General features: G+C 70.1%; 14 protein-coding genes. 3 read left to right on the top strand and 11 right to left on the bottom strand.

Going from position 1 to position 14,535, the window contains the following annotated elements; translation table 11 throughout:
* Positions 1-25: 25 nt before the first annotated feature.
* Together L3i22_RS44440 and L3i22_RS44435 are read right to left on the bottom strand one after the other, a co-directional pair.
* Positions 26-973, bottom strand: a complete 948-nt coding sequence (locus L3i22_RS44440; protein ID WP_221323442.1) for an aldo/keto reductase — start codon at positions 971-973, stop codon at positions 26-28.
* Between the two features lie 186 nt (positions 974-1,159).
* Positions 1,160-1,360 (bottom strand): hypothetical protein, encoded by a 201-nt coding sequence (locus L3i22_RS44435; RefSeq protein WP_221323441.1) that lies wholly within the window; start codon positions 1,358-1,360, stop codon positions 1,160-1,162.
* A gap of 98 nt (positions 1,361-1,458) precedes the next feature.
* Between L3i22_RS44435 and L3i22_RS44430 the strand changes: the two genes are divergently transcribed.
* Positions 1,459-2,940, top strand: coding sequence for a diguanylate cyclase (locus L3i22_RS44430; protein WP_221323440.1), 1,482 nt, complete (start codon positions 1,459-1,461; stop codon positions 2,938-2,940).
* 79 nt (positions 2,941-3,019) lie between these two features.
* Here the strand turns inward: L3i22_RS44430 and L3i22_RS44425 are convergent, their stop codons facing one another.
* The 9 genes from L3i22_RS44425 to L3i22_RS44385 form a co-directional block, all read right to left on the bottom strand.
* On the bottom strand, positions 3,020-3,844 hold the full coding sequence (locus tag L3i22_RS44425) for a bifunctional 2-polyprenyl-6-hydroxyphenol methylase/3-demethylubiquinol 3-O-methyltransferase UbiG (RefSeq protein ID WP_221323439.1): 825 nt from the start codon (positions 3,842-3,844) through the stop codon (positions 3,020-3,022).
* A complete protein-coding gene (locus tag L3i22_RS44420) occupies positions 3,841-5,157 on the bottom strand; it encodes a GH1 family beta-glucosidase (RefSeq protein ID WP_221323438.1) in 1,317 nt (438 codons plus the stop codon). Before L3i22_RS44420 ends, L3i22_RS44425 begins: the two co-directional genes overlap by 4 nt.
* A 66-nt stretch (positions 5,158-5,223) precedes the next feature.
* Positions 5,224-6,231: an ABC transporter ATP-binding protein gene (locus L3i22_RS44415; RefSeq protein ID WP_221323437.1), complete on the bottom strand. Its 1,008-nt coding sequence runs from the start codon at positions 6,229-6,231 to the stop codon at positions 5,224-5,226.
* Positions 6,228-7,301 (bottom strand): ABC transporter permease, encoded by a 1,074-nt coding sequence (locus tag L3i22_RS44410; RefSeq protein WP_221323436.1) that lies wholly within the window; start codon positions 7,299-7,301, stop codon positions 6,228-6,230. Before L3i22_RS44410 ends, L3i22_RS44415 begins: the two co-directional genes overlap by 4 nt.
* Before the next feature lie 3 nt (positions 7,302-7,304).
* Entirely contained in the window at positions 7,305-8,285 is a 981-nt protein-coding gene (locus L3i22_RS44405) for an ABC transporter permease (RefSeq protein WP_221323435.1), read from the bottom strand.
* On the bottom strand, positions 8,282-9,337 hold the full coding sequence (locus L3i22_RS44400; RefSeq protein WP_221323434.1) for an ABC transporter ATP-binding protein: 1,056 nt from the start codon (positions 9,335-9,337) through the stop codon (positions 8,282-8,284). The genes L3i22_RS44405 and L3i22_RS44400 overlap by 4 nt, the downstream gene beginning before the upstream one ends.
* A 75-nt stretch (positions 9,338-9,412) precedes the next feature.
* Complete coding sequence (locus L3i22_RS44395; protein WP_221323433.1) at positions 9,413-11,098, bottom strand: ABC transporter substrate-binding protein; 1,686 nt, start codon at positions 11,096-11,098, stop codon at positions 9,413-9,415.
* Positions 11,099-11,254: 156 nt separating this feature from the next.
* Complete coding sequence (locus L3i22_RS44390) at positions 11,255-12,262, bottom strand: LacI family DNA-binding transcriptional regulator (RefSeq protein ID WP_221323432.1); 1,008 nt, start codon at positions 12,260-12,262, stop codon at positions 11,255-11,257.
* Positions 12,263-12,419: 157 nt separating this feature from the next.
* Positions 12,420-13,283: an NAD-dependent protein deacetylase gene (locus L3i22_RS44385; protein ID WP_221323431.1), complete on the bottom strand. Its 864-nt coding sequence runs from the start codon at positions 13,281-13,283 to the stop codon at positions 12,420-12,422.
* A 96-nt stretch (positions 13,284-13,379) separates the two neighbouring features.
* Between L3i22_RS44385 and L3i22_RS44380 the strand changes: the two genes are divergently transcribed.
* Both L3i22_RS44380 and L3i22_RS44375 read left to right on the top strand, forming a co-directional pair.
* Entirely contained in the window at positions 13,380-13,700 is a 321-nt protein-coding gene (locus L3i22_RS44380; RefSeq protein WP_221323430.1) for a hypothetical protein, read from the top strand.
* Between the two features lie 63 nt (positions 13,701-13,763).
* Positions 13,764-14,468: a hypothetical protein gene (locus tag L3i22_RS44375; protein ID WP_221323429.1), complete on the top strand. Its 705-nt coding sequence runs from the start codon at positions 13,764-13,766 to the stop codon at positions 14,466-14,468.
* Positions 14,469-14,535: the final 67 nt, after the last annotated feature.

The following is a 14,535-nucleotide window of genomic DNA, read 5'->3' as shown; positions in this document are numbered from 1 at the left end:
AGCAGAGCCCCAAAGCGAGAACGCGTCAGCGGGCGGTTCGCAACGCCCACAGGGCGTCCATCTCGGACGGCGACAGCGGCCCCGCCGCCTCCGCCGCCAGGCACTCGTCCAACTCGGCACGGTTCTTCACGCCGAGGACGACGGTCGACACGCCCGGCGCCGACAGCGCGAACCGATGCGCCAGCGTGGCCGGCGACGTGCCCCACTCCGCGGCCAGCTTCCGGAACGATCCGGCCCGCGCGAAGTCGTGGGCGACCGGGTCGGTGGCCTCGGTCGTACGGTCAATGCCCGAGGTCAGTGCCCCGGCCGCGACCGCGCGGATGCCCATGACCTGGACCCCGTTCTCGTTCGCGGAGCGGACGATGTCGTCGCTCCTCGGCCGGACGCCGTCGAAGTACCACCAGCCGTTGAGGTCGAGCGCGTTCACGATCACCTGCGCCGCGTCCGGCCGGGGCGCGTCGCCGAGCGCGTCGATCACCCGGTCCGGATGGCCGACCGCGGTGATGCCCCAGGCCCGGATCAGGCCCTCGTCGCGTAGCCGCTCGAACTCGGCGGCGGCCTCGTGATATTCGTCCCACCCGATGGTCTCGGGCACCGCGGCCGCCGCGCGGATCTGGGTGTGCAGCAGGAAGAGGTCGAGGTGGTCGCGGCCGATCCGGGCCAGGCTGGCGGTGAGGCCGCTCCGGATGCGGGCCGCGAAGTCCCGGGACGTGTCGTCCGGCAGCCCGACCTTGGACGTGATCAGGACGTCCGTCGCGGAGCCGCGCAGGGCCTCGCCGGCCACCCGTTCCGCCTCGAAGTCGGTGCCGTAGGCCGGCGCCAGGTCCAGCATCGTGATGCCGGCGTCGAGGGCGGCGTGCACGGTGGCCACCGCCTCGCGCCGATCGGTCGTGCCCCAGACGCCGCCGATGCCGCCGCCGCCCAGGGTGAGTGCGCTGATCTGCCCGAGTCTCCCGAAGTTCCGCAGTTCCATGACCAGGACGCTAGGACCTGGAGCGCGCTCCAGCTCAAGCCCGAAACGAAAGCCCAGCCCGAAAAGCGAAGCACGCCCCCGAAAAGCGAAAACGGAAGCCGAAAGCCGGGCCCCGACACCCCCCACAACTTCAGGGGCGACGAAGACCCGGCCCAGACCCGAAAGCCCACACGCGAACCACCACCATCACTTCGACGGCGGCGGAACCTCGCACTTGATCTTCGGGTTGACGCCGAGCCAGTTCAGCGGCCCGGCCAACGTAGTGACGATCACGGTGCCGGCTTCCGCGCAGCTCGCGTCGCCGGTGTCCTTGAAATAGCCGCGCTGGTACGCCGCGACGAGCCCGAGCAGCAACCAGATGACGATGATGACCGAACCAATGCGCATCGAGAGCCTCCATAGCCGGGGGGAACCGGGGATGCGCCGCAGGTACCCGGATCGGTCCGATCTCTAAACTGCGACCTGGGCATGGCGATGAGAGCGACGTGCCGCCAACATCGCTGGGAAGCCTGCTCGCCGAGGTCGAGCAGCTCGTCGTGGACTGCTACACGTCCCACGACGGCCTGGCCGAGCGGACCGCGGCGCTGATCATGGCGGCCGAGGCGGCGGGGGATCGGCGCAGCGCCGACCTGGCCCGGCTGATCGCCGCCGAGCTGGACAACCGGAACGGCCGGGTGCCGGAGGCGGTCGAGACGGCCCGGACGATGCTCGGCACGAGCGACGACCGGCTGGTGCGGGCGAAGGCGCACGCGATCATCGCCGGTGGGGTGTGGCGGATCGGGGACAGCGCCACCGCGGTGCGGCACTCGCTGCGTTCGGTGCGGATGCTCCAGCCGGAGGACCCGATCACGATCCGCGCCGACCACGCGATCATCCTGGCCGTGCTGATCAACGATCAGGGCCTGGACGACTTCGAGACGGCCGAGTTCGCCGCCGCCCAGCGCGACGCCGAGGCATCCGGGCAGCCGGCGCTGGAGATCGCGAATCTGAACAACTGGGCCTGGTACTCCTACCAGGGTGGCGACCTGGAGACGGCCGCGGCGATGGTCGAGCGGATGCGGGCGCGGGCGGAGACGACCGGGCAGCAGCTGAACTCGTCGTGCGCGGACACGGTCGCCCGGGTCCTGCTGGAGACCGGCCGCCCGGAGGAGGCCGGCGAGGTGATCCAGGAGGCGATCACCAACGCGCCGGCCACCGACTCTGACGCGGTGCCGGCCGCGCTGCTCACCCTGGCCGAGATCGAGCGCCGGCAGGGCGACCACGCCGGCGCGGTGCGGACCCTGCTGCGCTGCCGCGAGCTGGCGGCCGAGCACAACCGGCAGGACGCCGACGCGGAGGCGTTGCGCGCGCTGGCCGGCTGCTACGCCGACATCGGGGACTTCGAGTCGGCCTACCGGACCATGTGCGAGTTCCACGAGCGGTGGGAGGTGATGCGCACCCAGCAGAGCGCGGTGGCGGCCCGGTTCGCGCACGCGCAGTTCGCGCTCGAGCAGGCCTGGGACGTGGCCGAGCGGGATCCGCTGACCGGTCTCGGCAACCGCCGCCGCTGCGAGGTCGAGCTGACCGCCGCGCTCGCGACCGGCGGTCCGGTCTCCGTGGCGCTGCTCGACCTGGACCACTTCAAGCAGGTCAACGACACGTTCTCGCACACCACCGGGGACGAGGTGCTGCGCCGGGTGGCGGGTCTGCTCGCCGCGGCGCCGGGCTTCGCCGGGCGGCACGGCGGCGAGGAGTTCCTGATGGTGTTCCAGGCCGGCGCGGCGGAGGCGGCCGAGCACTGCGCGGCGCTGCGGGCCGCGGTCGAGGGGCACGCGTGGGGCGAGGTCGCGGCCGGTCTCGCGGTCACCACCAGCATCGGGGTGACCGAGATCCGGCCGGGGGAGGACCGCAAGGACGCGCTGCTGCGCGCCGACGACCTGCTCTACGCCGCGAAGCGGGCCGGTCGGAACCAGGTCAAGACCCTTTAGAACCACAATTTGGTACGCCGTGAGCACACGCCCGCCGGCTCGGGCCGGGCTCGGGCGGGCGTGGGCTGACCGCGTACGGCTAAATCGGTTTTCGGGCTTGCAGGGTGTAGGTGTGCGGCAGGCGCTCGGGCCGGTCGGTGAGCTGCCACTCGCCGTCGGGGCGCTTGGTCATCCGGCCGGGGAGCGCGTTCCACGGCACGCTCTGGTGCTCGACCAGCCCGGTGAGGGTGAGGCCGGAGTCGAGGACCGCGGTGACGATCTCGCTGAGCGCGTGGTTCCACTCGTGCGTGACGGTGTGCTGGAACTGGTGGTCGGTGTCCACATAGGTGCCGGGCTCGTCGTAGATCTGCGGTGCGGCCTGCTCGAAGTACGGCTCGTGGAGCGCGATGATCCCGTCGGTCCGCTCGTACTCACACGCCCAGAGCACCGGATGCCCCTCCCGGAGGAACAGCCGCCCGCCGGGCGCGAGCAGCGACGCGACCGTTTCCGCCCAGCGCTTGATGCTCGGCAGCCAGCCCAGCGCGCCGATCCCGGTGTAGACCAGGTCGAACTCGCCGTCGAGCACGTCCCGCGCGGCGTAGACGTCGCTCTGCACGAACGGGATGTCCGCGCCGGCCCGCTCGGACAGGGCGCGGGCCTGCTTGAGGGACTCGCCGGAGAAGTCCAGACCGGTCAGCTCGGCGCCGAGCCGGGACAGCGAGACCGTGTCGGTGCCGATGTGGCACTGCAGGTGCACGGCCCGCTGCCCGGCGATGTCGCCGAGCCTCGGTAGGTCGAATCTGACCACGTCGCTGAGGTGCGACGGGTCGTTCGCGAAGCGGTCGAAGCCGTAGTCGGCCGACGCGGCGTGCGCCGGGGCACGCTCGTCCCAGTTGGCGCGGTTGACGGTCAGATAGTCGGTCACATGCCGGAGCGTATGCGGTCCCGGAACCACAGCGCACTCTGTTTCGGCGTCCGCCGCTGGGTCTCGTAATCGACCGCCACCAGCCCGAACCGCCGCTGATAACCCTCGGCCCACTCGAAGTTGTCCATCAGGGACCAGGCGAAATATCCGCGTACGTCGGCGCCCTGCGCCCGGGCCGCAAGGGTGGCCTCGACGTGGTCGCGCAGGTACGCCGTCCGTTCCTGATCAGCCACGAAGCCGGTCTCGTCGGCGACGTCGTCGTAGACCGCGCCGTTCTCGGTCACCGCGAGCGGCACGCCGTAGTCGTGGTGCAGGCGCAGCAGCAGCGTGGTGAACCGGTCCGGGGTGATCGCCCAGCCCATCGCGGTCTGCGGCACGTCGGGCCGGATCTCCCGGACGATCGGCAGCCCGTTCGCGTCGTGGGTGTTGCCCTGCTCGTCGCGGCCGGCGAAGTCCTGTCCGAAGTAGAAGTTGACGCCGAGGACGTCCGGGCGCTGGTTGATGATCGCCAGGTCGCCGTCCTGGATCGGCAGCGTGTGGCCCTGGGCGGCCAGGTCTTCCAGGACGTCTGCCGGGTAGTGGCCGTGCACCAGCGGGTCGAGGAAGATCCGGGTCACGTTGCCGTCCGCGCGCCGGGCGGCGGCGATGTCCAGCGGGTCGTCGGTGTGGGGTGTCGCCGTGCCGATGTTCAGCGCGATCCCGACCGAGTTATCCGGCTTTTTCACGACAGAGGCGGCAAGCCCGTGCGCGAGCAGCAGGTGGTGCGTGGCCTTCAGCGCGTCGTCATACGAGCGGCGCCCGGGCGCGTGCACCCCGTGCTGATAGCCCAGGTAGGCGGCACACCAAGGCTCGTTCAGCGTCTGCCAGTTCTTGACGCGATCCCGCAGTCGATCGGCCACTATGCCGGAGAAATCGGCAAATCGGTAGGCGGTGTCCCGGACCGGCCAGCCCCCGGCGTCCTCCAGCTCCTGCGGCAGATCCCAGTGGTACAGCGTCAACCACGGCGTGATCCCGTTGCCGAGCAACTCGTCCACGAGCCGGTCGTAGAAGTCCAGACCACGCTCGTTGCCCGGCCCCCGCCCGTTCGGCTGGACCCGCGTCCAGGAGACCGAGAACCGGTACGCGTCCACGCCCAGACTCTTGATCAGCCGCACGTCGTCCGGCATCCGGTGGTAGTGGTCGCAGGCCACGTCGCCGTGCTCGCCGACGACGGTGTGCGCGAAGGTGTCCCAGATGGACGGCGTGCGGCCGTCCTCGGCGGCGGCGCCCTCGATCTGGTAGGCGGAGGTGGCGACGCCCCAGGTGAATGTCACGAAATATCCCCCATGCTGAAAGAAAAATGGCGGCCGGCCCCGACGGCAGGGGGCCGGCCGCCTGTCCTAGCCGACCGGCTGCTCGGTCGGGTGCAGCCAGCACGCCACGGATCGGGTCGACCCGTCCGGCGTGCCCGGCCGGCCCAGCACCGGGATGTGCCCGGAGCAGGGCTCGAACGCCTTCGGGCAGCGCGGGTGGAACGAGCACCCGGTCGGCATCCCCTTCAGGTCCGGCGGGGAGCCGGGGATGCCGGTCAGCTCACGGCGCGGCCCGCGCAGGGCCGGGAAGGACCCGAGCAGACCCTTCGAGTACGGGTGCAGCGAGTCCTTGTAGATCGCCGCGGCCGGCGCCTCCTCGACGATCCGGCCGCCGTACATGATCGCGATCTTGTTGGAGAACTCGACCAGCAGCGACAGGTCGTGCGTGATGAAGATGACCGAGAAGCCCAGCCGCTCGCGCAGCTCGATCAGCTGGCCGAGGATCTGCCGCTGCATGACCACGTCGAGCGCGGTGGTCGGCTCGTCCATGATCACGACCTGCGGCTGCAGGATCAGCGCCATGCCGATCATCACGCGCTGGCGCATGCCGCCGGAGAGCTGGTGCGGGTACGCCTCCATCCGGTCGGCGGCGATCCCGACCAGCTTGAGCATCTCCCGCGCCCGGGCGTTGCGGGCCGCCTCGGACAGCTCCGGCTGGTGGGCCCGGAGCACGTCGGTCAGCTGGGTGGAGATCTTGTGCACCGGGTTCAGCGAGTTCATCGCGCCCTGGAACACGATCGCGGTCTCGGCCCAGCGGAAGCCGCGCAGCTCGTGGTCGGAGAGGCCGAGGACGTCGTACGCCTCGCCCTTCTCCGGGTGGTAGATCACCTGGCCGCCGGTGATCACGCCGGGCGGGGCGAGCAGCCGGGTCATGCCGTAGGCCAGGGTCGACTTGCCGGAGCCGCTCTCGCCGGCCAGGCCGAGCACCTCGCCGCGGTGCAGGGTCAGGTTGACGTCGCGGACCGCGCGGACCGCCTGGTCGCCCAGGCCGTACTCGACGTTCAGGTTCTTGATCTCCAGAACGGGCTCGCTCACTGGGACACCTCCTTCTTGATGACAGGGGTCGCCCCGTTGAGGTTGACCATCGGCTTCGCGTGCGTGTGCGGGTCGGCGGAGTTGCTGAGCACCGGCGTGAAACCGATGCGCATCCGGACCGTACGTCCGTCAACGGTTTTGATCTTGGTTTTGCCGACACTGCGCAACCGCGGGCTGACGAACTCGTCGATGCCGAAGTTGATCAGCGAGAGCGAGGTGCCGAGGATCGCGATCGCCAGGCCGGCCGGGATGAACCACCACCAGGCCTCCTGGGCGAGCGCCTGCTGGCCCTGCGCCCAGAACAGGATGGTGCCCCAGTTCCAGGTGTTGGCCGAGGCGACGCCGATGAACGCCAGGGTGATCTCGGAGAGCACCGCGAAGATGACCGTGCCGACGAAGCCGGAGGCGATCACCGCGGTCAGGTTCGGCATCAGCTCGAAGACGACCACCCGCCAGGTCTTCTCGCCGGTGGCCCGGGCCGCGTCGACGAAGTCGCGCCGGCGCAGCGAGAGCGTCTGCGCGCGCAGCACCCGGGCGTTCCAGGACCACGAGGTGAAGCCGATCACCAGGGCGACCAGCCAGTCCTCGGCGTTCTGCAGGGTGGACGTGATGATGATGATCAGCGGCAGCGCCGGGATGACCAGGAAGACGTTGGAGAGCGCGGACAGGCCCTCGTCGGTCTTGCCGCCCAGGTAGCCGGCGGTCACCCCGATCAGCACGGACAGCACGGTCGCGATGGTGCCGGCCAGGAAGCCGACGAACATCACCGCGCGGGTGCCCTCCAGCAGCTGGCTGAACACGTCCTGGCCGAGGTGGGTGGTGCCGAGCCAGTGCGCGCCGGACGGCGGCTGGATCAGGTCGTTGCTCCGCGCGTCCGGGTCGTACGGGGCGACCCACGGCCCGATGATCGCGAACAGCACGTAGATGCCGAGCACGACCAGGCCGGTCGCCGCCTTCTTGTTGCTGACGAAGCGGAACCGCTGGCGCTTGGGCTTCCGGCCGGTCTCCGGCTGCGCCATCGAGCCCTGGCCCGGAATGACCTGCTCGATGCTGGAGGTAGGGATCGTCACTACTCAGCCCTCCTTGCGGGTGCGCGGGTCGAGGAGCAGGTACGCCACGTCCGCGATCAGGTTCGCGACCAGCACCGAGATCGTGATGATCAGGAAGATGCCCTGCATGAGCGGGTAGTCCTGGGCGCCCAGCGCCTGGAAGAGCTGGAAGCCGATGCCGGGGTAGGAGAAGACGATCTCCACCAGCAGCGTGCCGCCGACGATGAAGCCGAGCGACAGCGCGAAGCCGGAGACGTTCGGCAGCAACGCGTTGCGGGCCGCGTAGCTGAGCGCGACCCGGCGGTCGGAGAGCCCCTTGGCGTGCGCGACGGTGATGTAGTCCTCGCTGGCCACCGTCACCATCATGTTCCGCATGCTGAGGATCCAGCCGCTGACCGAGGAGACCAGGATGGTCAGCGCCGGGAGCATGCTGTGCTTGATCGCGCTCGGGATGAAGTACTGGTCGAACGCCGGCACCAGGCCGTTGTCGAACCCGCCGGACGACGGGAAGAAGCTGTCCGGCCCGGTGAACAGGTAGATCGCGATGATGCCGAGCCAGAAGTACGGCACCGAGGAGAGGAACGTGGTCACCGGCAGCAGGCCGTCCGCCCACGAGCCGCGCCGCCAGCCGGCCAGCACGCCCAGGCCGGTGCCGAGGAAGAAGCTGATCACCGTGGTGATGCCGACCAGCAGCAGCGTCCAGGGCAGGCTGCTGGAGATGATCTCCGAGACCGGGGTCGGGAAGAACGTGAACGACAGGCCCAGGTCGCCGTGGAACAGCTGGCCCCAGTAGTCCAGGTACTCCTGCCAGAGGCTCTTGTCCTTGTCCAGTCCGAACAGGACGTAGAGCGAGTCGATCGCCTGGCTGCTGAGCTGGCCCTGGTACTTGGTGATCAGCGACTGCACCGGGTCACCGGGGACCAGCCGCGGGATGAAGAAGTTCAGCGTGATCGCGGCCCACGCGGTGAACAGGTAGAACGCGATGCGCTGCAGCAGATACTTCACTTGGCCACCTCTTCGGTGTCGTACAGCCAGCAGGCCGCCCAGTGTCCGGGCGCGTCGCCGATCTCCAGCGGCACCGGAAGGTCGGTCTTGCAGCGGTCCATCGCGACCGGGCAGCGCGGGTGGAACCGGCAGCCGGACGGCGGGGTGATCAGGCTCGGCGGCTCGCCGTTGCCGGCGTCCTTGCCTTCGGCTTCGGACGTGCCGGCGAGACGGTCCGGGTCCGGCGCGGATTCGATGAGCAATTTGGTGTACGGGTGAGCCGGCGACTGCGTCACGGTCTCGCTGTCACCGCCCTCGACCATCCGGCCGGCGTACATCACCATCGTCTCGTCGGCGAAGTAGCGGGCCGACGCGATGTCGTGGGTGATGTACAGGATCGCCAGGTTGAGCCGGTCCCGCAGGTCGCGCAGCAGGTTCAGCACGCCCAGCCGGATCGAGACGTCCAGCATGGACACCGGCTCGTCGGCGAGCAGTGCCTCGGGCTCGGCGCCGAGCGCCCGGGCGATCGCCACGCGCTGCCGCTGGCCGCCGGAGAGCTCGTGCGGGAACTTGTCCAGGTAACGCTCCGGCGGGGTCAGCTGCACCCGCTCGAGCAGGCCGTTCAGGGCCTCGTCGAGGTCCGCGGCGCTCGACCCGGCGTTGTCGTGGATCTTCAACGACCGGGTCAGGTGGTACCGGATCGTGTGCGTCGGGTTCAGCGACGCGAACGGGTCCTGGAAGATCATCTGGACCTGGGAGCAGTACCGGCGGAACGCCGCGCCCCCTCGGACCTTGGTCGTCTCGCCGTGCAGCTGGATGTCCCCGCCGGTGCGGGGGTAGAGCTGGGCGAGCAGCCGGGCGATGGTGGACTTGCCCGAGCCGGACTCGCCGACCAGGGCGACCACTTTGCCGCGCCGTAGCGTGAGATTCACGTCGTCGACGGCGTGCACCGCGTCCTTGCGGTTCGAGAACAGGTCGCGCAGCTTCCGGCGGACGGGGAAGTGCTTGGTCAGGCCGATCGCCTCAAGCACCACCTCGCCGGCCGGCGCTTTCGCGTCGGGAATCGACGTCATGCCGGGTTCCTTACAAAGCGGGCGAGCAGGGGGGTGCGGGCGCCCCGGCGAACCGGGACGCCCGCGGTCAGGCGATCAGGAGTTGGCGGGCTTGAGGTGCATGATCACGTCGAGCGCGCCGGACTGGGTGGGCTGCATCGGGGCGTACTGGTCGGTCTCCGAGGGCCAGCCGATCCAGTTCTTGGTGCTGTACGCGCCACCGACGTTGTCCGAGCCGACCGGCAGCATCGGAGCCTGCTCCACGAAGATCTTCTGGATCGTGGCCAGTGCGGTGGTGCGGTCCGCGTCGCTGGTGGCGTTCGCGTAGGCCTTGAGCGCGGCGGTCGCCTCCGGGCTCTTGAAGCGGCCGAAGTTGCCCTGCTGAGCGGCGGTGCCGATCGGCTTGAGCAGGTCGCCGTCCATCACCGTCTGGTAGATGTCGAACGGCGTCGAGCCACCGTTGGTCCAGCGCATGACGGCGCCGAAGTCGCCCTTCTGGACGTTGGCGTCCCAGACGTTCTGGTTCGGCTTCTCGACCGTGGCGGCGATGCCGATCTCGGCCAGGTTGCTCTTGATGATCTCGAGCGTGGTCTGGTAGTCCGACCACGGCGCGGGGTCGCTGAGCTTGATCGTGACCGGCTTGCCGGCCTTGTCCTTCAGCGTGGTGCCGTCCAGCTTGTAGCCGGCGCCGGTGAGCAGCGTCTTGGCGCCCTCGACGTCGACCGCCAGCGTCTGTCCCTTGTAGGCGTCGGTGATGAACGCGTCACCAGCGCCCTCCGGCAGACCCGTGACGCTCTTCAGCTCCGGGTGGAAGTAGCCGGCCTCGGCCTGGTTGAAGATGTCGGCCCGGTTGATGACCTTGTTCATCGCCTGACGCAGGATCGGGTCGTCGAACGGCGCCTTGGTGGTGTTGATGTAGAGGCCGTGGATGCCCAGCACGCCCGGCGCCCAGACCTTGAAGTGCTGCGGGTCCTTGGCGACGAAGGTCTGCTGGTAGTTCGGGATGAACACGAAGCTCCACTCGGCCTGGCCGGTGGCCAGCGCGGTGGTCTGCGCGTTGTTGTCGGTGTACGACGTGTACCGAAGTTCCTTGATGGCCGGCTTGTCCTGCCAGTAACCGCTCTCTCGGCGCTCAAGCACGATGCCCTGCTGGCTGAACGTCTTGAGGGTGTACGGGCCCGAGCCGATCGGCTCCTTGATCGGGTCCTTCGCCGGGTCCGCGATCTTCTCCCAGATGTGCTTCGGGACGATCGGGATCTGCGAGATGATCTTGTGCCACGTGGTGAACTGCGACGACTTGAAGGTGATGTTCACCTTGCTGCCGGTCACGGTGACCTGGTCGATCGGGAGCGCGAAGATGTTCAGCGCCTCGTTCGACTTGATCAGGTTGAACGTGTACGCGACGTCGTCCGCGGTCAGCTTCTGGCCGTCCGACCAGGTGGCGTTGTCCCGGATGGTCACGTCGAGGGCCTTGTAGTCGGCGGCCCACTTGATGTCGCTGGCCAGCCACGGCTTGGCTGGGTCGGCCGGCTTGACGTTGTTCCACATGCCGAGGGGCTCGTAGATGGTCCAGCGGTAGCCGAGCGAGGCGCCCGCGGACGTACCGACGAACGGGTTGTTGTTCTCGGTGACCGTGCCGTTCGGCATGCCGATCGACAGGAAGTCGGCGGCGGTACCCTTCGCGGCGTCCTTGTTGGCGTTCGGTGAGTCACCGCACGCCGCCAGGCCGCTCGTGGCGAGCACGCCGGCCACGGCGACCGCGAACAGCTTCCTTCTCTGCATCGGAGAATCTCCTCGGATTAGCGATTTCGGGTGAGAGGGGTGCCCGGAGGGCGTGCGGCATCGCGTGACCGGCAGGTGCCGGCCCCGAGGCGCGCGGGGTCGCACGACCGGCCGGGTGGCCGGTCGAACGGGAAAGTCCTATGTGGCTGTTGCTGCTTAGGGCTGCTGGGTCGAGGACCGCGCGGTGAACGTCGCGGGGATCACCGTGGGCCGGTTCGGGAGCACGGTGCCCTCGAAGTGGGCGAGCAGGGTGCGGGCCGCGGCCTCGCCCATCTCGCGCATCGGCTGATGCACGGTGGACAGGGGCGGCTGGTGGTGAGCGGCCATCGGGATGTCGTCGAACCCGACCACCGCGACGTCCTCCGGCACGCGCCGGCCGGCGTCCTGGATGGCCTGCACGGCGCCGAAGGCGGACAGGTCGTTGTGGCAGAAGACGGCGTCGAAGTCGAGCCCGCCGGCGATCGCCTGCTTGACCCCGTCCGAGCCGCACGCGACGGTGAAGTCGCCGGGCAGCACGTAGGTGTCCGGGATCGGATGGCCGGCCTCGGCGAACGCCGAGGAGAAGCCGTCGGTGCGCTGCACCGTGCAGCCGAACCGGGACGGGCCGGTGATCACGAGCGGCTTGTGGCGCCCGATCTCCAGCAGGTGCCGGGCCGCGTCGGCCGCACCGGCGTGATTGGTCGTGCCGACGGTCGGGATCTGGCCGCCGGGGATCTGGTCACGGTCGTCGATCAGGACCATCGGCAGGCCCCGGCTGTGCAGGGTGGTCAGGTACCCGAGGGTGCCCTCCGGCTCGATCGCCAGCAGGCCGTCGAACGACTTGGCGGCGACCTGCGCGGCGAACTGGCGCATCGAGTCGTCGCCCCGGTTGAAGGTGAACAGCAGCAGGCCGTACTCCTCGGCCTCCAGCACGTCGACCGCGCCCTGCAGCACCTCGCCCATCCAGGGCCAGGTGAGCGAGGGCACCAGCATGCCGATCACCCGCGTGCGGCCGCGGGCCAGGTTCACCGCGCGGGCACTGGGGACGTAGCCGAGTTCGTCGATCACGGCCCGGACCCGGGCGGCGGTCGACTCGTCCAGCTCACCCTTGCCGTTGAGAACCCGGGACACGGTCGTCTTGCTGACCTTCGCCCGGGCCGCCACGTCGGCGATGGTGATCGGCACAGCTCCTCCGAGATTATTGTTTCCGGTTGGTTGCGCCGGAGGTTCGGAACCGGTTTCGGTACCGGTTCCGGCAGTCAACCCCAGTGAGCGCGGTCACGTCAATGGTCGTGAGATCTATTTAGGTTTCATTCCGGTAACCAGGGGAAGCCGGGTTCGTTTACTGACGCAACAAACGGTGCGTTTCGGTCGCCAGGGCCAGATTGGGAAGGATCACCCCGAGCGGCGCATCGATGAACAGCTCCGCGTACGGCTCCCCGCGGGTCACGCCACGGTTCACGATCGCTACCCGGACGCCCTGCTTGACGGCCCGCAGCACGAACCGCCGGCCGGACATCACGGTCAGCGAGGACCCCAGGACCAGCAGCGTGCGAGCCCCGGCGACCAGGTCGAACGCCCGGGTCACCCGGCCGGCCGGCACCGTCTCGCCGAAATAGACCACGTCCGGCTTGAGCAGCCCGCCGCAGGCGAGGCAGTCCACCGGCCGGAACCCGTCCAGCGCGGCGTCGTCCAGCTCGACGTCCCCGTCCGCGTTCACCGCCGAGGCGACCGCGGTGAAGTCCGGGTTCGCCGCGGTCAGCCGGGCCTCCAGCTCCTGCCGGGGGCTGAGCGTGCCGCAGCCCAGGCAGGTGATCCGGGCCAGGTTGCCGTGCAGCTCCACCACGTCGCGCGCGCCGGCCGCCTGGTGCAGCCCGTCCACATTCTGGGTGATCACCCCGTGCAGCAGGCCGAGCTCCTGCCAGCGGGCCACCGCCCGGTGCCCGTCGTTCGGCGCGGCGCGGCCGATCGTGCGCCAGCCGAGGTGGCTGCGCGCCCAGTAGCGCTGCCGGGCCACCGGATCGCCGGTGAACGCCTGATAGGTCATCGGGGTGTTGCGCCGGGCCGAGCCGGACGGGCCCCGATAGTCCGGGATGCCGGAGTCCGTGGAGAGCCCCGCACCGCTGAGCACCACCACGCCGCCCTCGCCCAGCCAGCCGTCCAGCCGGGCCACCTGCTCCACCACGCCGAAGTCCATGACACCCATGGTCCCTCGTCCGGGTGACCGCGGGTGACCTCCGTCCGAGGGCCGTAACCCGGACCACGGGTGCACGTTGACCTGCGCCCCGGTAGGTTGACGGGTGTGACCGCTGAGGCGCGTGAGGTGAACCGTCCGTGGGACGGTCGCCGCCTGCTGCGGTTCCTCACCGGCCTGGCGATGCTGGCCCTGGCGGTGACGCTGAACCTGCCCGCGGCCACCCCGCCGCCCAGCGCCGAGCCGGTCGCCGGCCCGGTCGCGGTCGCCGTGGTCGAGTCCGCACCCGAGGACCAGGCTGCCGCACCCGAGGCCGCACCCGAGCCGCCGCCGGCCGAGGCGCCGGCCGCCCCGCTCGCCCCGGTCCCGGCGGTCCTCGCCGGCACCGTCCCGCCGACCGGCGACTCCCGGGCACCCCCCACCCGCTGACGCCCCGCGCTTTCCTCCGTACGCCGGTTCGTCGTTGCATTTTCGCTGCCCTGGGGGTGTTCCGTGGATTCCGCCTTCCTGAGTTCCATCCCGCAAGCCGTCGCGATCTGGCTGATCATCGTGCTGCTCCTCGCCGTCGCCGCGGCGGTCGTCTCGATCGTCTCGATTCCCCGCATGCTGACCGAACCCACCCCGGTCGCCACCGAGCGGCAGAAGTACGCCGACGAGGTCGCGGTCGCCGCCGGGAACGCGGCCGCCACCACGAAGCGGCGCCGCGCCGAGTGGGAGGCCGCCCAGGAGGCGGTCGACGAGGCCTGGACGGCGTACGAGAAGGCCGACCGCGCCTGCCTGCGGATCGCCTCGGCCGGCGCGTACCCGCTGATGAGCCGCCGCCGCAAGCCCGGCGAGAACGTCGACCGCCAGCGCTACCTGCACCGCGCGGCCAGCGAGCTGTGCCGGGTCCAGGATCTCTCCATCGACCAGCTCAACGACGTCTTCGCGCACCGGGGCTGGAACCCGCGGCTGCACCCGGTCCACCAGGAGGCGGTCCTCGCCCAGGCGGCCCGGGCGCACCGGCTGGCCGCCTGGTACGACGCCGTCGAGCGGGAGCGCTCCGCCTGGCGGAGCATCGAGGCGGCCGCCGAGACCCTGGCCGGCCTGCGCGCCGAGGCGATGACCGCGCCGCTGCGGGTCGACGCGCCGGAGCGGGCCGACCAGCAGTGGTGGGCCGAGCAATGGACGACCGCCGAATTCCCGGCAGCGGCCTGATGTCCAACCTGGACCAGGCTCACGTTCGCGAGCGGCCTGTCGTACCGGCCCGGTAACGTTGCCCCGG

Origin of the sequence: Actinoplanes sp. L3-i22 (genome assembly GCF_019704555.1) — a bacterium.
Lineage (GTDB): Bacteria > Actinomycetota > Actinomycetes > Mycobacteriales > Micromonosporaceae > Actinoplanes.
Note: the sequence above shows the minus strand (reverse complement) of the source record. Positions and strands in the feature narration are given on the sequence as shown.

Bases quoted from the DNA above. Each gene is read 5' to 3' on its own strand.
- L3i22_RS44400 (WP_221323434.1), bottom strand. From the start codon at position 9,337: ATGACGTCGATTCCCGACGCGAAAGCGCCGGCCGGCGAGGTGGTGCTT.
- L3i22_RS44435 (WP_221323441.1), bottom strand. From the start codon at position 1,360: ATGCGCATTGGTTCGGTCATCATCGTCATCTGGTTGCTGCTCGGGCTC.
- L3i22_RS44385 (WP_221323431.1), bottom strand. From the start codon at position 13,283: ATGGGTGTCATGGACTTCGGCGTGGTGGAGCAGGTGGCCCGGCTGGAC.
- L3i22_RS44440 (WP_221323442.1), bottom strand. From the start codon at position 973: ATGGAACTGCGGAACTTCGGGAGACTCGGGCAGATCAGCGCACTCACC.
- L3i22_RS44395 (WP_221323433.1), bottom strand. From the start codon at position 11,098: ATGCAGAGAAGGAAGCTGTTCGCGGTCGCCGTGGCCGGCGTGCTCGCC.